The sequence below is a fragment of the Bradyrhizobium sp. WSM2254 genome, assembly GCF_000472645.1.
Lineage (GTDB): Bacteria > Pseudomonadota > Alphaproteobacteria > Rhizobiales > Xanthobacteraceae > Bradyrhizobium > Bradyrhizobium niftali.
In genome coordinates this window covers 174,801-195,307 of the sequence record NZ_AXAB01000009.1, presented here as the reverse complement: position 1 = coordinate 195,307, position 20,507 = coordinate 174,801, and the positions used below count along the sequence as shown (strand labels likewise).

The following is a 20,507-nucleotide window of genomic DNA, read 5'->3' as shown; positions in this document are numbered from 1 at the left end:
ATGCAGCGCGGGGCCAATGGGCTGCGATCAACAGCGCGTCAGTGTCGCACCCTCACTCCCGCCGCGGGCTGAATTTCCAGGTGATGGCGACGAGGCTCGCGGTGATCAGGCCGCTGACGAGGCCGGCAAGGGGCATGGCGAGCAGCAGCGCGGCGGTCGCGGCCCAGCCGATCGAGGAGAAGGCTTCGGCGAAGGTCGCAAGCCGCGAGGAGGTCTGGCGGCGGCGGAATTGGCTGCGCCGGGCCTGCACCCGGAACCAGAGCTGGATCGCGGTCGCGGAGGCCGCGCCGATGATGATCGCAACGGCACTGACCGCAGCCTGGATCGGCGAGGCAAATGCCAGCGCCGCGACCAGCGGGCAGAAGATGACCGCGATCGCGATCAGCACCACCTCGATCTTGGCGCGGATGACGCTGGACGGCGTCAGCGGCGCGGTCGCGACCAGGTCGGGGGCGTCCTCGCCCGAGATCGTCAGCCAGGCCAGCCCGCCGGCGAGTTGTCCCGCCGCCATCACGATCACGGGCGTGATCAGCGTCAGTGCGGCAGAGCTGTCGGCGAAGCTGCGCCAAAGCAGCAGCGCCGGCGGCACCAGATAGAGCAGCTGCATCAGGGTCTGCGAGATCAGCCAGGGATCGCGCCAGAGCAGCGAAAATTCCTTGCGGCGCAGCGCCTGCCGCCGCGAGCCGCCGCGGAACGGCCGCTGTTTCGCGCGTCGACGGCCGGATGTGCCGTAAGCCGCGGCGTCGATCGCGGTGTCGGCAAAGCGGCCCGAGAAGATCGCCATGACGCTGCCCAGCAGCACCAGCCCAAGCGCGAGAAGCAGCAGCAGTGCCTCGCTGTCACCCATCACTGCCCGCGCCGGCCACCACCAGATACTGTCGAGGTCGGGGGCGTGCTCGGCGAAGCTGCCGGAGGTCAGGATGGTGATGCGCGACAGCGTGCCATAGGACATGATCGCTGCGACCTGGAGCGCGATCACGAAGCCGGCGCCGATGATGGCGGCGAGGATCTGCGCCACGAAGCGCGTCCGCGCCGGGCCGATCAGGCGGAACAGCAGGATGGTGACGGCAATCGCGATCGCCGCGGCCGACAGGCCCATCGCGACGACGACGCCGAACGCCGCAAGCCAGCGCAGTCCGCCGCCGATCACCAGCACGTCGATGAAGGGTGTCGAGAACAACAGCGCCAGCACCGTGACGGCGAGCGCGATTGCGGCGATGCGCACCGAGAACAGGTTGGCCAGCGTCGCCGGCGAGGACATGATCAGATCGAGATCGGCGCGGGCATAAAACACCCGCGTCACCGATTCGATCGCCTGCGACAGCATCAAGGTCCAGGCCAGAAAGATCGTCGCCGTGATCACGATCAGCGAGGATTTGTCGAGCGGCAGTTGCAGGTCGGCGAGGTGGCCGATCACGGCCCAGGCCGGCACGTGCAGGAGCGCTGCGAACAGAACCAGGCCGATGACGGCGGCGCGCGTCCGCTTGCGCCGGCCGCCGGTCATCACGGCGAGCCATTCGCGCCAGGCGAGTCGGAGCTCGTGGCGGGCAAACCAGGACAGCGCAGTCGCCGAGCTCATGCGGCTTCCTGGAGCGTCACCAGTGCGATGAAGAGATCTTCCAGGCTGGTGTCGGCATGGCCGTTCTGCTGGCGCAGCTCGGTGAGCGTGCCTTCGGCGACCAGGCGGCCCGAGGCGATCACGCCGATGCGGTCGGCCATGCGCTCGGCAACCTCGAGAATATGCGTGGTCATGATCACGGTGCAGCCGGCGCGGACGCGCTCGCTCAGGAGGCCCTTCACGTGGCGGGCGGAGACGGCATCCAGCCCCGTCAGCGGCTCGTCGAGGATGATGAGGCGGGGATCGTGCACCAGCGCGCCGGCCAGCGCCACCTTCTGGCGCATGCCCTTGGAAAAGCCCTCGCAGCGTTCGTGCCGGTGTGCCTCGAGCCCGAGCGAGCTGAGCAGCCCCTCGGCGACCGGTTCCGAGACGGATGGCGCGATGCCCCAGAGCCCGGCGACGAATTCGAGGTACTCCAGCGGCGTCAGCTTGTCGTAGATCATGGGCTCGTCGGAGACCCACGCCATCACCTGCTTGGCGGCGACCGGATTTTGGAGCGCATCGATGCCGAAGATCGAGACCGCGCCGGCGTCGGGCCGCAAGAGGCCCGCAACCATGCGCAACGTGGTGGTCTTGCCGGCGCCGTTGGGGCCGACCAGGGCGTAGAATTCACCGGCGTGAATTGTGAGGTCGAGGCCATCGACCGCCAGACGGTCAAAACGCTTCGTTAACCCTCGGACTTCGAGCGCCGAGCTGTCCGGCTTCATGACGGCCATACCATCCGGTTTTGCATCGCCCGCGACCATGACCTGAAGATGTTTCGGCACGGTGAATCGCATTGCCGCAAATTCCGTCATCCGTCTTGGACTAAAGGCAAGTCACCGTTTGTTGACAGCGCTTGGCGGTTCAGGCTGAATTGGCGCCGGGACAAATGGCGCTAACGCAGCGAAACGACTGCGTAGCGACTGGACACAAGATGCGACGAGGCGATCGAAGAACCGCCGGTTGCGTTAGAAGGAAGCGCGGCGATGCTGGATTTCGTTCAGCAGCTGGTCAGCGGTGTTGCGCTCGGCTGCGTCTACGGCCTGATCGCGCTCGGCTTCGTGCTGGTCTACAAGGCGACCGAGGTCGTCAATTTCGCCCAGGGCGATCTGATGATGCTGGGCGGCTTCTTCGCCTTCACCTTCATCGGCATGATGGGCCTGAACTACTGGATCGGCTTCGCCGGTGCGGTGGCCGCGATGGCGCTGTTCGGCATGCTGGCCGAACGCGTGGTGGTGCGACCGATCCTCGGCTATCCGCAATTCTCCATCATCATGGCGACCATCGGGCTCGGCTACTTCCTGCGCTCGATCGCCGGCATGATCTGGGGCACCGACGATCTGAAGATCGAGACGCCGTTCAGCCAGGGCGTGCTCCGGATCGGCTCGCTGGTGCTTGCCTATGACAAGCTCTCGGTGATCGCGGCGACGATGATCCTGTGCACGCTGCTCTGGCTGTTCTTCAACAAGACCACGCTCGGCACCGCGATGCGCGCCAGTTCCGAGAACATGCTGGCGGCCTATTACATGGGCATTCCGGTCAAGCGCGTGGTGTCGATCGTCTGGGCGATCAGCGCGGCGGTCGCGACCTGCGCCGGCGTGCTGCTGGCGCCGATCACCTTCATCCACTCCAATGTCGGCCTCGTGCTCGGCCTCAAGGCATTCCCCGCCGCTGTCCTCGGCGGCTTCGGCTCGATCCCCGGAGCGGTGGTCGGCGGTGTCCTGATCGGCGTGATCGAGAGCATGGCCGGCTTCTATCTGGCCGAGGGCTGGAAGGACGCCGCGCCCTACATCGTGTTGCTCGCCGTGCTCTTACTCAAGCCCGAAGGCCTGTTCGGCCTTCACGTCCGCAAGAAGGTCTGAACGCCATGCGCTTCTTGTTCAAGACCGACTACGAAGACGACATCAAGCTGTTCCCGCATTCGGGCTATTTCGTCTCCTACGGCATCCTGCTCGCGCTGCTGCTGATCGCGCCTTACGTGCTCTCCAGCTATCTGATGAGCCAGCTCGTCTTCGTCTGCATCTATGCAACCGTCGGCGTGGCGCTGCTGATCCTGACCGGGTTCACCGGCCAGGCCTCGCTCGGGCACGCGGCGTTCCTCGCGATCGGCGCCTACACGGCGGCCTATCTGCAGAAATACAATGTGCCGTTCCCGGTCTACTTCCTCGCCGCAGGTCTTCTGACCGGTTGCATCGGCGCGATGGTCGGCTTTCCCGCGCTGCGGCTCCAGGGCATCTATCTCGTCATCGCCACCATCTCCTTTGCCCTGATCGTCGAGGAGGTCCTGGCGCGCTGGGAGAGCGTCACCAACGGCAACGAGGGCATGCGGGTCAAGACGCTGTCGCTGCTCGGCGTCGCGGTGCCGCGTGACAGCCCTACCTTCTATTTCCTGTGTCTCGCCGTGCTGGTGCTGACCATCGTCGGCACGCTCAATCTCTTGCGCTCGCCGACGGGCCGCGCCTTCGTCGCGATCCGCGACAGCGAGACCGCGGCGCGCAGCATGGGCGTCAACGTCGCGCTCTACAAGGTGAAGTCCTTTGCGATCTCGGCGGCGATCACCGGCTTTGCCGGCGTCTTGTTCGCGCACAAGCTCTCCTTCATCTCGCCGGAGATGTTCACGCTCCAGCTCTCGATCGAGTTCATCATCGTGATCCTGATCGGCGGCAGCTTCAGCCTGCACGGCGCCGTGCTGGGCGCGATCTTCATCGTGATGATCGACCCGTTCCTGACCTATTTGAAGGACGACATGCCCGGCATCATCGCCGGCATTGCCGCGACGTTCGGCGCCGGCACCGCGACTGCGAGTAACATCCAGTCGAAGGTCGCGGCCTTCGCCTCGCTCAACGGGCTGAAGGGCGCGATCTACGGCATCATCATCGTTCTGTTCGTGCTGTTCGAGCCGCTCGGGCTCTACGGCCGCTGGCTCAAGATCAAGCTCTTCTTCCAGCTCTTCCCGCTCTACAAGCGCGCCACCTTCAAGCGGCAGAAGATCTACGTGAAGTCGGAGCGCAACCGATGAGCTATTTTCGCGCCGAGAACCTGTCGCTGCATTTCGGAGGCCTCAAGGCCGTCGATGCGGTGTCGTTCGCGGTGGAGAAGGGCGAGATCCTCTCGATCATCGGGCCGAACGGCGCCGGCAAGAGCTCGATCTTCAACCTGATCTCGCGGATCTACCGGCCGACCTCGGGCCGCATCTTCTTCGAGGACCAGGACATCACCGAGCAGCCGCCTTACGATATCGCAAGACTCGGCATCGCCCGCACCTTCCAGAACATCGAGCTGTTCGAGAATGCGACCGTGCTGTCCAACCTCCTGGTCGGACGCCACCGCCATTCCACCACGCAGCTCTGGCAGGAGCTGCTGTTCCTGCCCAGCGTACGCGCCAACGAGAAGGTGCATCGCCGCCGGGTCGAGCAGGTGATCGAGTTCCTCGACCTCGAACCCTATCGCGACAAACTGATCTCGGGCCTTCCTTACGGCGTGCGCAAGGTGATCGAACTCGCGCGGGCGCTGTGCTCGGAGCCGAAGCTGATCCTGCTCGACGAACCGTCCTCGGGCCTCAATGTCGAGGAGACCGACGACATGTCGTTCTGGATCCGCGACATGAAGAACGAGCTCGGCGTCACCGTGCTGATGGTCGAGCACGACATGTCGCTGGTCAATCGCGTCTCCGATCGTGTCATCGCGCTGAACTATGGCCGGGTGCTGGCGATGGGCTCGCCGGCCGAGGTGCAGCAGCACCCTGACGTCGTCGCCGCGTATCTGGGAGCCTGATGCGATGGATGCCGCGGTGACTCCGGACATCATCCTGAAGCTCTCCAACGTCGAGAGCTATTACGGACCGATCATGGCGATCCGCGGCATTTCGCTGGAGGTGCCGCGCGGCCGCATCGTGACGCTGCTCGGAGCCAACGGCGCCGGCAAGACCACGGTGCTGAAGACGATCTCCGGCATTCTCGATCCGCAGAAGGGCACGATCGAGTTCATGGGTAAGCCGATCCAGCGCATGGAGGCCGACCGGATCGTGCGGCTGGGCCTCAGCCACGTGCCGGAGGGGCGCGAGGTGTTCCCGTTCCTGTCCGTGCGCGAGAACCTGATGATGGGCGCCTATCCGCGCAAGGACCGTGGCGGCGTCGCGGAGGACCTGGAGCGCGTCTACGGCTACTTCCCGCGGCTGAGGGAGCGCATCGACCAGCCGGCCGGCCAGCTCTCCGGCGGCGAGCAGCAGATGCTCGCGATCGGCCGCGCGCTGATGAACCGGCCGACCCTGCTGCTGCTCGACGAGCCCTCGCTCGGCCTGTCGCCGATCCTGGTGAAGGAGATTTTCACGATCATCCGCCGGGTCAACGAGGAGCAGGGCATGTCGATCCTGCTGGTCGAGCAGAATGCCAAGGTGGCGCTGGAGACGGCGCATTACGGCTACGTGCTGGAGATCGGCCGGATCGTCATGAACGACAGCTGCGACCGCTTGATGCATTCCCAGGACATCCAGGAATTCTACCTTGGCGCCAAGGAAGCGGGCGCGCGAGGCGAGCGGCGCTGGAAAAAGAAGAAGACGTGGCGCTAAGGCAAGACTTGGCGTTAGATGGGTTGCCCGTCCGCAAGATATAGACCGCCCGCAAGGTAGGCAGCGGAGGGGAAGCGACAAGGAGGAGAGGCGGATGGCCCGACCGGCGGTGCTGACGGTCGCTGATACGATCGCGAAAAGCTTCCTGCGCGCCGCGGAGACGCGGGGCGACAGGCCGGCGATCCGCGAGAAGAAGTTCGGCATCTGGCAGCCGACGAGCTGGCGCGAGTGGCTGGAGATCTCGAAGGAGATCGCCTACGCGCTTCGCGCGATCGGTTTCATGCCCGGCGACGTCGCCTCCATCATCGCCAATGCCGTGCCGGAATGGGTCCATGCCGACATGGGCATCTTGTGCGCCGGCGGCGTCTCCTCCGGAATCTATCCGACCGATGCATCGTCCCAGGTCCAGTATCTCGTCAACGATTCCGGCACGAAGGTGATCTTCGCCGAGGACGAGGAGCAGCTCGACAAGATCCTCACCTGCCGCACACGCTGCCCGTCCCTGCAGAGGATCGTCGTGTTCGACATGGAGGGCCTCAGCGGCTTCTCCGACGACATGGTGATGTCGCTCGACGAGTTTCGCGCGCTCGGGCGCAACCATATGGTCGGGCGCGAAGCACTGTGGCAGGAAATGATCGACAGCCGCAGCCCGAGCGATCTCGCGGTCCTTGTCTATACGTCCGGCACGACCGGTCCCCCCAAGGGCGCGATGCACGCCAACCGCAGCGTCACGCACCAGATGCGGCATGCCAACGACTTCATCCCGGCGCGGGAGAACGAAGACCGGTTGATCTTCCTGCCGCTCTGCCATGTCGCCGAGCGCATCGGCGGCTATTACATCTCGGTCGCGCTCGGCTCGGTGATGAACTTTGCCGAAAGCCCGGAGACGGTGCCGGACAATCTGCGCGAGGTGCAGCCGACCATCTTCCTCGCGGTGCCGCGCATCTGGGAAAAATTCTATTCCGCCGTCACCATCGCGCTGAAGGATGCGACGCCGCTCCAGCAATGGGTCTATCGCCGTGCGATCGGGGTCGGCTACCGCATGGTCGATTGCCGGATCGAGGGCAGGACGCCGCCGCTGTCGCTGCGCATTGCAAATCATCTCGCCTATCGCATCGCATTCCGCAACATCCGCCGCATGATCGGGCTCGACCGCTGCCGCATCGCCTTCACCGGCGCGGCGCCGATCGCGCCGGAACTGATCCGCTGGTATCTCGCGCTCGGCATCGACATGCACGAGCTCTACGGCCAGACCGAGAATTGCGGGGTCGCCACCATGATGCCGGCGGAACGGATCAAGCTCGGCTCGGTCGGCACGGCCGTGCCCTGGGGTGAGGTCGCGTTGTCACCCGACGGCGAGATCCTGATCAGGGGCGACTTTCTGTTCATAGGCTACCTGAACCAGCCGGAGAAGACCGCCGAGACCATCGATCAACGCGGCTGGTTGCACACCGGCGACGTCGGCACCATCGACAATGAAGGCTTCGTCCGCATCACCGACCGGATGAAGGACATCATCATCACGTCCGGCGGCAAGAACATCACGCCGTCCGAGATCGAGAACCAGCTCAAATTCTCGCCCTACATCTCGGACGCCGTGGTGATCGGCGACAAGCGGCCGTATCTGACCTGCCTCGTGATGATCGACCAGGAGAATGTCGAGAAGTTCGCCCAGGACCACGACATCCCCTTCACCAATTATGCGAGCCTGTGCCGGGCGACGGAGATCCAGGACCTGATCTGGCGCGAGATCGAGCAGGTCAACGGCAATTTCGCCCGCGTCGAGAGCATCAAGAGGTTCTATTTGATCGAGCGCCAGCTGACGCCCGAGGACGAGGAGCTGACGCCGACCATGAAGCTGAAGCGCGGCTTCGTGAACAAGCGCTACGCCGCCGAGATCGAGGCGATGTATCGCGAGCGTGCGGTGGCTTGAGCATGATCCGGAGGATCATGCTCAAGAGAGATGGATTGGAGAAAACGGCGAAGGCTTGAGAGGCCCGATCCTTCGCTCAACACGGGCCACTGAAGGAGGAGACTGCAATGTCGAAATCGCTGAAGGCGCTGGGCCTGGCGGTGAGCGCCCTTGCGCTGACCTGTCTGCCGGCCGCCGCTCAAACGAAGGTCACCAATGAAGGCATCTCGGCATCCGAGATCGTCATCGGCACGCATCAGGACCTGTCGGGCCCGATCAAGGGCTGGGGCGTACCGGTCTCCAACGGCATGAAGATGGCGACCGAGGAGATCAACGCGGCGGGCGGTGTCCAGGGCCGCAAGATCAAGCTGGTCGTCGAGGATAGCGGCTACGATCCGAAGAAAGCTGTGCTGGCTTCGCAAAAGCTGATCGAGCGCGACAAGATTTTCGCGATGGTGGGACCAATGGGATCGCCGACCGTGCTCGCTGCGCAGGATATCCTGCTCGACGCCGGCGTGCTTCAGCTCTTCCCGCTGACCGCGGCCGAGTTCACCTTCAAGTTCGATCCGGCCAAGCCGCAGGAGCGGCTGAAGTTCAACAACCTCCTGCCCTATGTCGAGAGCACACGCGCAGCGCTCAAATACATGATTGAGGCAAAGAATTTCAAGAAGCCGTGCATCATGCATCAGGACGACGAGTACGGAAAAAACGTGCTCGATGGTTTTAACCAGCAGCTCGCCGTCATGAAGGTGCAGCCGGCCTCGATCACGAGCTACAAGCGCGGCGCCTCCGACTTCTCGGCGCAAGTCGCCAAGATGAAGTCCGACGGCTGCGACCTCGTCGTGCTCGGTGCGGTCCTCCGTGAGCCCATCGGCACCATGACCGAGGCCAAGAAGCTCGGCTGGGAGGTCACCTTCCTCGGTGCCACGCCCGTTAACGTGCTCGAAGTGCCGGCGCTCGGCAAGGAAGTGGTGGAAGGCTTGTATGCCGCTTCGAACTTCGAAATTCCCTACGAAGACACCGCGAAGGGAAAGGTGAAGGACTGGCTCGTCAATTACAAGAAGATGTTCAACGCCGACGCCAACACCCAGGCGATCATCGGCTACAATGCGGTGATGACGTTCGCGCATTATGCCAACAAGGCTGGCAAGGATCTCACTGGCCAGAAGATGCTCGACGCGCTGGAGTCCGGTGACAAGTTTCAGGATATCTTCAATTCGCCGCCGACCGTGTTCTCGAAGACCAACCATCTCGCCACCACCGTCACCCAGGTGCAGCAGGTGAAGAACGGCCGCTGGGTGCTGGTGAAGGACAATCTGATGTTTTGATATCCCGCGGTGATGACGGTGCACCCTCTCCCCTTGCGGGAGAGGGTGGCTTCGCGTGAGCGAAGCCGGGTGAGGGGTCTCTATCCTCACGAACAGTCTGACGCGTGGTGAGAACCCCTCATCCGGCGCTTCGCGCCACCTTCTCCCGCAGGGGGAGAAGGGAAGAATAGCTACGATCCCCCGCCCGCGGTGCCCGAATTCACCGGTGCCAGTTCGTCTTCTCGGCAGCGCCAGCCGTCGGCGGCTTTCACGAAGGCGAAGGTGCGCTGGATCCTCAGGCGGCGCGTGACGTTGAAGGCGTCCGCGGAGCGTTCCTTGTTGCCGGCGGCTCCCGGCTGCGGACGACCCGTCCTGGCGTCCCAGCAGGTGCCGGTGCAGGCGGAGGCGACCTTGCTGCATGTGGTGAAGGGCGCCAGCACGACCATTTCGATCTCGCCCGTGACCTGCGCCTCCTGGTCGGTCACCTGGCTGTCGACGGCGTAGACGCGGTTGATGCGCAGGAAATTGCCGCACGAATTGGCCGCGTGAATCCGCGCGGCGCAGAAGTCGACGGCGTCGGTGTCGGGCGACCGGGCCGCGACCTGCCGGCCGAACACCTTCTTCGGATCACCCTTGGCGGCGCGGATGTCGTCGGTCTTGTGCGTCAGGTAGTCGGCAAGACAGCTTTCCTCGGATTCGAGCTCTTGCAGCGGCACGTTCTCCTTGCCGACGAGATTGCATCTGCGGTCGCGCTCTCGCGTCCATCGGCCGTATTCGGCGAAGGCAAAGCGGGCCGCGGTCGGGTCCAGTTTGCCGATCAGGCCGAGCACCTGGCTGTTCAACTCGGTCTCAGCCAGCGCCAGCGACGGGTCGGCGCAGATCAGCGCGCCCGCCGCTGTGTTGGCCGCGAGACAGTCGAAATCCGGATCGCGCAGGATCGCGGCCCGCTCCTCGGTCACCTTGAGAAGGCACGCGATGACCCGGTCGACATCGTCAGCGCGGACCCGGATCTCGCCGACGATGCCGCAGCCGAGATTGCGCTGACGGATCCAGATGGCGTTTTCCTCGATCGCCGGCAGGCGATCGGGCAGGCGGGCGAGCCGCGCCTCGATCGCCGCGCCGAGCTTCTCGGCGGCGGCGGCCAGCCCGGCGTCACCGCAGAACAATTGATTGCCGGGATCGCGAATCTGCTGGCAGTTGTTCTTGGCGAACAGCGGCAGTCTGTCGGCGATGGAGCGGTCGGATGGGCCGGATTGCGCGAACGCGGGTGCCGCGAGCGTCAGCAGCGCAAGCACAATCAGTCCGATGAACCGCATTCCGGTCGTCCCCCGCATTGCCGGAGGCATGCTAGCGTCACGGATCGCGCGGTGGAATGGGTTTGTGGGAGAGGTCTATCGGGCTGCAAGAAAATCAATGCGCCTCGGCAGGAGCCATCGACAGCCGCACCGGCTCGTCGACATATTTCATCACGGCCGACTGGTAGAGCACGAACAGCGGCTGGTAGGTGCGCGCGTCGTCGTCCTCGACCATCGCCATGCGGCGGTTGTCGAGCATCAGCCAGCGGCCGTCGAGCTTTGCCGCGGCAACCGCATGCTCCTCGCCGGCGCGGGTGTCGCGCACCACGACGATGCGGAGGTCCTCGGTGGCAACGCCGGCGAGCCGCAGCGCGGCCAGCTTGGCGATGGCGTAGTCTTCGCAGTCGCCGGCGCCGCGCTGGAAGGTCGCAAGCGGCGAGCTCCAGACGTCGTCGACGCCGTCATTGGCGGCCCGGATCGAGAGGTTGATGGCGCGATTGGTCTCGCCCAGCCGGGCGCGGCCGTCGCGGGCGCGAGCCTGGTCGACGATGGCGAGCAGCTTGAGAGCCGCAGGCGATGCGCAATTGTCCCGGTCGCCGTCGCACAGCGCGAGCTGCACCATGTCGTCGTCGAGCCTGGACTTCAGCGCGGACCATTTCTGCTGGAGGCTGCCGGACGAGATGGCGAAGGCGAATACGCCGAACGGTTCGGCGGATTTGCGCACGAGGACGCCGGCACCCGGCGACAGCAGCGTGCCGGCGCGAAGCTCTGCGACCGATCCGAACAGGACCAATCCGCACATGACAAGGATTGCGCGCCAGGCGCGCGAGCGAGCAGCGGTCTCCATCTGACATCCCCTTCCGGCTTCGACAGGTCCCCCTCGACCTAGTCGTGCCGGGCTTTGTTGCTTTCACGGAGATAGTGCGAGACGGGCGGTTCTGTTCTGCTTAACGCGGCCGGCAGGGGCCCCAAAACCATGGGACAGGCTGAAACGGGTCTGCCCAAATTGCGTAAAATTTTACGAATCGGGGGATAAGAGGAAGTCCGTTTGCCGCGAAACCGCACCATTTGCAGGCAGAAGTTGTGGGCATGCTGATTCTGTCGCCTATGGCTAACGGCCCGCTATTTCACGGGTTCTGTTAGTTGGGTCACAGATTTAGTTCCGTATTTCCCGCAGGATGCCGCGGGGTCTCACGAAGAAAAGATGACATGAGTATCTGCCGCTTGATCTATACGGCGGTTTACTTTGGATGACTGGAAATGCCAGAAAATCGGCCGAATTCAACTTCAGTATACTGCAATGAATACTTCGACCTCTCTCTGGAGACACTGCTCTTCGGTGGCTCCGATCGGCAAGTGACGCGAAATCACACAAGCAATAGATGGTTTCGCTAATGATTTAGTAATGCTATGCAAGCTTAGGCGGATGATACTTACTTAAATTTTAACTCTTTTACGGTGCCCGGTTGAATTACGCTGGCAAATTTGACGCCGCGATCATCTTGGACGGCCTGGGTTCCCACTTGCCCGGCGATGTCCATGGCGATTCCTTTACCGCCAAGCCCTTCATCGCGAAGGCGCACGGTCACGTGCCCGACGGCGCGTTCGTGGTTCCCGACCCGAACCTGATCTTCAACGGCGAGTTCAAGCGCGCCGGTCTCGACCTCGTGCTGTCCCATGAGGGACACGAGTTCGTCGTTCACGATTATTTCAGGGGCGACAAGCGCGCCGCGATTGCCTCGCCCGATGGCGCCCACCTCACCGGCGACATCGTCAACGCGCTCACGGGCCATGTGCAATATGCGCAGGCCGCACCCGGCGCGGCCGCGGCCCAGGTCATCGGCCACGTCACCAAACTCTCCGGCAGCGCGACCGCGGTCCGCAACGGCGTCTCGGTCATCCTGAACAACGGCGACAATGTCGAGAAGGGCGACGTCGTCTCGACCGGCGCCGATTCGACGCTCGGTATCACCTTCATCGACGGCACCGTGTTCGGCCTGTCCTCCAATGCGCGGATGGTGCTGAACGAGATGGTCTACGACCCCAACGGGTCGAACAACTCCTCGCTGCTCAGCCTGGTCGCCGGCACCATCACCTTCGTCGCCGGCGAGACCGCCAAGCACGGCGACATGAAGATCGACACGCCGGTCGCCACCATGGGCATCCGCGGCACGGCGGTGCTGACCCAGATCAACTTCGTCGTTCCCGCCGGCGGCGGCGATCCGCAGCCGCAGGCGAGCTTCCAGGTGCTGGTGGAGCCGAACGGCACGACGGGTTCCTACATCCTGTTCGACAAGGTCACGCTGCTGCCGATCGCGACAGTCAACCAGGCCGGCCAGATGATTCAGATCAGCGGCGGCAACGTCTCGATCACCAATGCGCTGATGTCGCCGGACGTGCAGAAGCTGATCACGGACGTGTTCACGCTGAAGTTCACCGACACCAACACCAACACCAAGCTGACCTCGAACTTCACCGACACGATCACGCAAACCACCCAGGATCTGGTGTTCAAGTCGGGATCGGGTCCCGTCGTGATCGCGACCTTCACGAATCTCAATCCGCAGGGACCTGAGGCACCCGGTAATACCCCGCCGTCCGCCACCCGTATTCCCGGCCAGCCGCTGGCGCGAAGCCTCGATTCCGGCGGCAACGTGAAGATGGCGTTCGCGCTGACCGAGCGCGCGGACACCACCGGCGGCACAGCGCCCGATACGATCTCCGGCCGAATCACTTTCGTCGACCAGAACCTCGGCGACCGGCCGACGGTGCAGGTGAGCCTCGCCGATGCGCCGAACTATGTCTACAAGAGCGCCGGCCAGCAGGACGTCACCGGTTCGCTCACCGCGCTTCAGAAGCAGGACATCGCCGCGACGCTGATCCAGATCAACGTCGCCGCCGACGGCGGCAACAACAACAACGGCTCGGCGGTCTGGACCTACACGATCCCCGACCACGTCTTCGACTTCCTCGCGGCCGGAGAAACGCTGACGCTGACCTACATGGTCCGCGTCGACACCAATTTCGCGGTGAACCCCGAGTCCGCGTTCATCCCGATCACCATCACGATCACGGGCACCAACGACAAGCCGGTGATCTCGACCAGCGTTCCGGTCATCACCTTCGAAGGCGGCACCAGCGTGCCGGGTGGTCCGCTCAGCAGCGATGTGCCGACGTCGGGCACGCTGGACTTCACCGACGTCGATCTCACCGACAAGCATACGGTGTCGGTGGCGTTGACCAGCGCGACCCTGCCGGATGGCAGCACCGTTCCGCCGGGTCCGCTCGCGGCGTTCCAGAGCGCGATGTCGGTCGCGATCGCCGCCGGCGCCGACAGCACCGGGGACGGCACCGGCACCATCAACTGGTCGCTGGCCGACCTTCCCGTCTACCTCGCCGACTTCATCCCGGACGGCGAGGTGCTGACGCTGACCTACACCGTGACGCTCACGGATTCGCAAGGCGCCACCTCGCAGAAGACCATCACCGTCACGATCACGGGCACCGACGCGCCCGCGGTGGTGTGGATCGCGACCGACCACGCCGGTGCGCCCTCCGGCGGCTTCTGGAAGGACGCGGCGAACTGGGAAACCGGCACCGTCCCGACCATCAATGACGACGTCATCGTCATCACCGATCAGCTGCACGGCCTGACGCCGTCCTATCCGGTGACGATCGACAGCGCGGCCTACGCCAAGTCGGTGACGATGAACGATTTCGGCGGGCCGCCGCCGAAGGTGATCGTCCAGAGCTCGCTGACGATCGCAGGCGCGCTCAACATGGGCGCCGATTCGATCCTCACGACCGCCGCGACCGGAACGATGTCGGTCGGCGGCAAGGCCGAGATTTTGGGCACGAGCGTGCTCACCAATGCCGGCTATCTGACGCTCGCGGGCGGCGGCGATTTCGCCAGCGGCACCAAGATCACCAATTCCGGCACGATCGAGCTGTCCGGCGGCACGCTGAAGTCGCTCGCCACGATCCACAATGCCGGCGGCACGCTGAAGGCCGATGCCGGCACGACGCTGGTCGTCGATACCGCAACGGTCGACGGCGGCACTGTCACGATTCTGGGCACGCTGGAGCTCGACGGCACCAGCCTGATCGAAAACGGCGCGCTGAACAATTCCGGCACGGTCAACGTCAAGGGCACGGCCGAGTTCGCCCACGAGAGCGTCTCCAACACCTCCACCGGCACGATCAAGGTGCTGGCGAATGGCTGGCTGACCGTCGACCAGGGCTCCAGCGTCACCAACGCCGGCCACATCACCGTCGATGCCAGCGGCAAGCTGACCGTCAACGGCGCGACGATCAGCGGAGCTGGGCCGGTTATCGGCAACGACGGCGGTGACGATGAGGGTGGCCCCGTCCTCAATGCCGGCATCCGCGGCACAGGCGTGATCACCGGCAACGGTGAAATCGACCTGACCGGCAACGCCGTCCTGAGCGACGGCATCCTGAACAACAACGCGGCCTTCAAGATCAGCGGCAGCGGCAATGCGCTGAGCAACGAGAGCGTCACCAATGCCGGCACCATCGAGGTGCTGGCGAACGGGGCGCTGGCCATCGACCAGGGCTCGACGGTCGATAATTCGAGCGGCAACGTTATCGTCGATGCCAATGCCGCGTTGACCCTGGACGACGTCACGCTCAGCGGCGGCGCCATCAAGGGCGGCGGCACCATCGACGTCACCGGCGCCAGCAGGATCGACGGCGGCGCCACGCTCAGCGTCACTGCGGTCACCGCGGATGCCGCGCTGACGCTGGATGGCGTCACTGTGTCCGGGACTGATATCACCGACAATTCCAGCATCGAGCTCGACAACACCGTCAAGCTCAAGGACGGCGCCAGGATCCAGGGCACGTCCGCGGCGTCCAAGGGTGCGATCACCAACAACGGGACGCTCGAGATCGCCGGCGCTGCGACGCTGCTCAACGACGTCCTCACCAACACCAGCCACGTCATCAAGATCGACGATGGCCAGACGCTGACACTGTCCGGCACCGAGATATCGGGCGGCACCATCAACAATTTCAGTGGTGCGCAGGGCGGCACGATCGACGTCACCGGCAACAGCAGGATCGACGGCAACGCAACCCTGAACAAGGGCACGGTCACGGTCGAAAACGGCATCACGCTGACGCTCGACGATGCCACCATTGCGGCAGCCACGATCGGCAATGGCGGCACCGTCAAGGTCGATGCCAGCAAGAAGCTGACATTGGCGGGGGCGACCCTGACCGGCGGCGCACTCTCCGTTTCCGGCACGCTGGATTCGTCCGGGGCGACCACGATCACCGATGCTGCCATCACCAACAACAGCCTGATCGAAGCGGTTGGCGGCCTGCTGACGCTTACCACTATCACCACGGCCACCATCGCCAACGCCGGCACGCTTCAGGCCAATGGCGCCGAACTCGACATCGACCATGAGGCCGTCACCAACACCGGCACGCTGGCCGCGATCAATGGCGGCACGCTGAAGCTGATCTCGATGACGGTGACCAACGACACCGGCGCGGTTTCGGTAGCGTCCGGCTCGACGCTGGATCTCGTCGGTGCAGTCATCGACGGCGGCACGTTGACGATCGCGGGCACGCTGGAATCGACCGGCACGAGCGCGATCAACAACGCCGATATCACCAATACCGGCACGATCACAGTCACCGGCGGCACGCTGACGATCGATCCCAGCGTCCTTCACGCGATCACCAATCACAATCTGATCGAGGTGGTGAACGGCGGCGCGCTGAAGCTGATCACCGCCACGGTGGCCAACGCCGACGGAACGATTTCGATCGACGGTGCGTCAAAACTCTATCTGTCCGACGTTTCGATCAATGGCGGCAGCCTGAGCAATTCTGGCAATCTCTACGGGGTCTCCGGCCTCAACACGATCTCGGCCGCGGTCACCAACACCGGCGCCATCGAGGTCCAGGCCGGAACGTTGAACCTCTCCGGCGGCCTCAGCGGCACCGGCTCGTTGATCATCGACAACGGCGCGACGCTCGAGCTCGCGGGGGCGACGGCGCAAACCATCACGTTCGCTGGCGGCATCGATATGCTCCTGCTCGACAAGGTCGTCGGGCAGAGCTTTACCGGCACCATCGCCGGCCAGTCGACGAAGGCTGGCACATTCACGGTCACAGGCGCAGCTGACATCACGACATCGAGCGGCGATGCGCTCGACTTCACCGCGTCGGGCGGCACGCTCGCCGCGCCCGCCGACATCATTCTCACGCCCACCGGTGCATTGACCGGTGCCGCCAAGGGCATTGTCGTCACGCAGAATGGCGCAGGCGATATCTCGCTGACGGCGACCGGCAACATTACCGGCCTTGCCGGCAACGGCATCACGCTGCGCGACGGCCCAACCGGCGACGGCGACATCACGGTGAACAACCTCACCGGCAAGGCGACCGGGACCGGTGCGGGGTCGGTCGGCCTGCTTGTCGAAAATCTCAACGCCGGCAACGACGGCAACATCAGCATCAAGCAGCTCGGTGGCGCGGCGGGCGGCGCATATGGGATCGATGTCCAGACCAAGGGCGATGGCGACGTCACGATCGATGCCGGCGGCAATGTCACGGGCAGCTCGATCTATGGCATCCGCTCGCGCAGCTACGGCTCGGGCAGCACGACAGTCACGACGGAGGCCGGCAGCGTCGTCACGTCGGGAAGCTCCGGCATCGTCGCAATCAATCGCGCCGACGCGATCCTGGCCTCGGAACACAGCTCGATCACCGTCGCCAATTACGGCACGGTCAATTCTGGTGCGAGCCTCAATCAGGCCGACAACGCTCCGGCGGGCCTCGAGGCCGGCTACCTCGGCGCGGGGATCGGCTCTGCAGCCAACGCCAACGTCTATGGCAACGTCGTCGTCAACAACTACGGCAATGTCACGGCTGCGGGCGGCTACGGCATCCACGCCTACAATTACGGCAATGGCGACGTCACGGTGAACGACGGCGCCGGCACCGCCGTCAACGGCGCCGAGATCGGTATCCGCGCCCAGGCGCTGAACGGCGGTACCGGCAACGTCACCGTCACGCTCGGTGCCAATGCCTCGGTGAAGAGCACGACCAGCTACGGCATTCTCGCCTACAGCATCGACAAGGGCGACATCAGCGTCACCCTCGCGAGCGGCGATAGCGTCATCTCGGGCGGCTCCGGTATCGTGGCGGTCAACTACGCAGCGGCGATCGCGAGCGGCGCGCACAGCACGATCTCCGTCGTGGCGCACGGCGTCATCCATTCCGGCTCCGCGCTGAATGGCGATACCACTACGCCGGGCGCGATCATCGCCGGCTACAAGCCGGGCGGCAACGGCTTCTTCTCGAGCGCCGTCACGGGCGACGTCACTGTCACGAGCGATGCGATCATCACCGCGGATGCCGGCTACGGCATCGAGGCGTTCACCTGGGGCGTCGGCAAGGTCACTGTCACGACCGGCGCGGGCTCATCGATCACCGCGGCGGGCACCGCGATCGGCACTTTCGATCACGGCGGCGGCGACGTCACTGTCACCAACAATGGCTCCGCCACCGGCGCCGTCGGCCTGTCCGCCTTTGCCGCGGGCGCAGGTTCCATCACCATTGTCAATAACGGCCATATCACGGGCACCAGCAGCGTCGGCATCAGCGTCAATCAGAACGGCGTCGCGCCGGGCGATCCGGCCGCGACCGGTTCGACGCACATCACCAACACCGGCTCGGTCGTGGGCGCGACCGGCTTTGCGGCGATCTACGTCCAGGAAAACACGACCGGCTCGGCGACGATCGACAATTCCGGCACCATCGGGCCTGCGGTCGCCTCCAGCGTGACCTCGTCGACCTATGCCATCTTCGAGACCGGCGGCGCCATCACCATCAACAATACCGGCCACATCAACGGCAATATCTCGGTGGCGAGCGGGACCTTCAACAACAATGCGGGCGGCATCTGGACTGTCGCCGGCAGCAGCGTCTTCGGCAACGTGTCCTCGATCGTCAACGCCGGCGAAATCGATCTGCTCAATGGCGCCTCGATTTCGGTGAACGGAACGGGCATCAGCAATTCCGGCGACATCGACAGCTGGGGCGCGGCGTCGATCACGGGCACCATCGTCAACGGCCACCTCATCGAGGTCCACACCGGAACGCTGACGCTATTCGGCTCGCTGTCCGGCGCAGGCTCGGTCACGATCGACGCCAATGCGACGCTCGAGATCAAGAACGTGGTGTCGCAGACCGTCACCTTCGCGGGGGCCGGTGCCGAGCTCGAGATCGACACGGCGACCTTCGGCGGTTCGATCGCCGGCTTTGCTGCCAACGAGAAGATCGACCTCTCGACAATCACCTGGGACAGCGGGACCACGGCCGTCTACAGCTCCGCGACCGGCAATCTCGTCGTGAGCGACACCCACGGCCACAGCATCTCGCTCAAGCTGATCGGCAACTACAGCGACGCGCATTTCATCACCAGCAGCGACGACGCCGGCGGCACCATCGTCGAGATCGCCCCGGTCGATGAATGGACCAATCCTGCCGGCGGCGACTGGAACACGGCGTCGAACTGGAGCCTGGGCGTACCGGCGGCCAGCTACGACGTGAAGCTGCTCGCCGGAGCCGAACCCTGCACCGTCGACAGCACGGCCAACGTCACGATCCACGACCTCACCGTCGCCTCCGACGTGACGCTGCTGACCGAGCCCGGCACCGTGTTCACGGTGACGGGCAACCTCGTTGACGATGGTCTGATCGAGGCCGGCCCGTTCTCCGAAAACGGCATTTCGACGATCGACATCAAGGGCAATGTCAGCGGCACCGGAGCGATCGAGATTTCCAACAAGGCCGTCGTTGAGATCGAGGGCTCCGTGTCGGGGATCGTCGTCTACTACGACAACGGCCTGGGCACCCTGGTCCTCGACCATGCCAAGGATTTCCACGGGCTTATCTCGGGCTCTCCGGCCGGGGCTCCGCTGTCGTCCGGCAACGAGATCGACATGAAGGACCTCGCCTGGACGTCCTCGATGTCGGCGCAGGCCCAGTACAATTCGGACACCAACGTCACGACCGTCGATTTCTACAACGGCGCGACCACCGTCACCCTGTCGTTCCTCGGCAGGGACCTGAATTGGCACCTTCAGAGCGACGGTCATGGCGGCACCACCGTTTATGATCCGCTCGCCGACGCGCCCATGACGATCGAGACCGGCGCGGTGCTGAACCTCAGCGAGGCTTCCGCACAGAGCGTGACCTTCGCCAACGGGACCGGAACCACCGGCACCTTCGCGATCGAACACGCCGCCGATTTCACCGGCGTCATCAACGGCTTTGCGGGTGACGGCACCACCGCCAATTCGGATCTCATCGATCTCAAGGATATCGGCTTCTCGAGCCTGACCGGGGTGACCTACACCGAAAACGCCGACCATCTGGGCGGAACGCTGACGCTGTCCGACGGGACCGACACCGCAACCATCAAGTTTGCCGGGAGCTACAGCATCGACAGCTTCCAATTCGCCAGCGACGGCCACGGCGGCACGCTGATCGTCGATCCGCCCACGGGACCCACCCTCGTCGGGACCGACGGGCAGGACCAGTTCGCCTTCACGAATTCGACGCTCCCGGTTCAGAGCACCATCATCGATTTCGAGCTGGGCCAGGACAAGATCGACCTGCAGAAGTTTGCCAACATCCAGTCCTTCGGCGACCTCGGCATCACGCAACAGGGCGCCGACACGCTGGTCACGCTCGACGATCACCAGTCGATCCGCCTGAAGAATCTCGTGGCAGGCAGCCTGCACGCCAGCGATTTCATCGTCGCGAACCATGCCTGACGGTC

At 64.4% G+C, this 20,507-nt stretch carries 11 protein-coding genes; 7 read left to right on the top strand and 4 right to left on the bottom strand.

Annotation, left to right across the window (positions count from 1 at the left end; all coding sequences use genetic code 11):
- Window positions 1–52: 52 nt before the first annotated feature.
- Both A3M7_RS0107845 and A3M7_RS0107840 read right to left on the bottom strand, forming a co-directional pair.
- Window positions 53–1,579 (bottom strand): hypothetical protein, encoded by a 1,527-nt coding sequence (locus A3M7_RS0107845; protein ID WP_027543437.1) that lies wholly within the window; start codon window positions 1,577–1,579, stop codon window positions 53–55.
- Window positions 1,576–2,325: an ABC transporter ATP-binding protein gene (locus tag A3M7_RS0107840; RefSeq protein WP_027543436.1), complete on the bottom strand. Its 750-nt coding sequence runs from the start codon at window positions 2,323–2,325 to the stop codon at window positions 1,576–1,578. Before A3M7_RS0107840 ends, A3M7_RS0107845 begins: the two co-directional genes overlap by 4 nt.
- A gap of 261 nt (window positions 2,326–2,586) precedes the next feature.
- On the opposite strand from A3M7_RS0107840, the gene A3M7_RS0107835 reads away from it, so the two are divergent.
- From A3M7_RS0107835 to A3M7_RS0107810, 6 genes are all read left to right on the top strand, one after another.
- The gene (locus tag A3M7_RS0107835; RefSeq protein WP_025575149.1) at window positions 2,587–3,462 is read left to right on the top strand and encodes a branched-chain amino acid ABC transporter permease; all 876 of its coding nucleotides are present in this window, start codon (window positions 2,587–2,589) and stop codon (window positions 3,460–3,462) included.
- A 5-nt stretch (window positions 3,463–3,467) separates the two neighbouring features.
- Window positions 3,468–4,619 (top strand): branched-chain amino acid ABC transporter permease, encoded by a 1,152-nt coding sequence (locus A3M7_RS0107830; protein ID WP_027543435.1) that lies wholly within the window; start codon window positions 3,468–3,470, stop codon window positions 4,617–4,619.
- A complete protein-coding gene (locus tag A3M7_RS0107825; RefSeq protein WP_025575147.1) occupies window positions 4,616–5,374 on the top strand; it encodes an ABC transporter ATP-binding protein in 759 nt (252 codons plus the stop codon). Before A3M7_RS0107830 ends, A3M7_RS0107825 begins: the two co-directional genes overlap by 4 nt.
- A 4-nt stretch (window positions 5,375–5,378) precedes the next feature.
- Entirely contained in the window at window positions 5,379–6,167 is a 789-nt protein-coding gene (locus A3M7_RS0107820) for an ABC transporter ATP-binding protein (RefSeq protein ID WP_027543434.1), read from the top strand.
- 94 nt (window positions 6,168–6,261) lie between these two features.
- Complete coding sequence (locus tag A3M7_RS0107815) at window positions 6,262–8,100, top strand: long-chain fatty acid--CoA ligase (protein WP_027543433.1); 1,839 nt, start codon at window positions 6,262–6,264, stop codon at window positions 8,098–8,100.
- 107 nt (window positions 8,101–8,207) lie between these two features.
- Complete coding sequence (locus A3M7_RS0107810) at window positions 8,208–9,407, top strand: ABC transporter substrate-binding protein (protein ID WP_027543432.1); 1,200 nt, start codon at window positions 8,208–8,210, stop codon at window positions 9,405–9,407.
- A 170-nt stretch (window positions 9,408–9,577) separates the two neighbouring features.
- Here A3M7_RS0107810 and A3M7_RS0107805 read toward each other — a convergent pair whose 3' ends face one another.
- Entirely contained in the window at window positions 9,578–10,702 is a 1,125-nt protein-coding gene (locus A3M7_RS0107805) for a lysozyme inhibitor LprI family protein (protein WP_027543431.1), read from the bottom strand.
- 94 nt (window positions 10,703–10,796) lie between these two features.
- Window positions 10,797–11,528, bottom strand: a complete 732-nt coding sequence (locus A3M7_RS0107800; RefSeq protein WP_027543430.1) for a transglutaminase-like cysteine peptidase — start codon at window positions 11,526–11,528, stop codon at window positions 10,797–10,799.
- Window positions 11,529–12,147: 619 nt separating this feature from the next.
- Between A3M7_RS0107800 and A3M7_RS0107795 the strand changes: the two genes are divergently transcribed.
- Entirely contained in the window at window positions 12,148–20,502 is an 8,355-nt protein-coding gene (locus A3M7_RS0107795) for a FecR domain-containing protein (RefSeq protein ID WP_027543429.1), read from the top strand.
- Window positions 20,503–20,507: the final 5 nt, after the last annotated feature.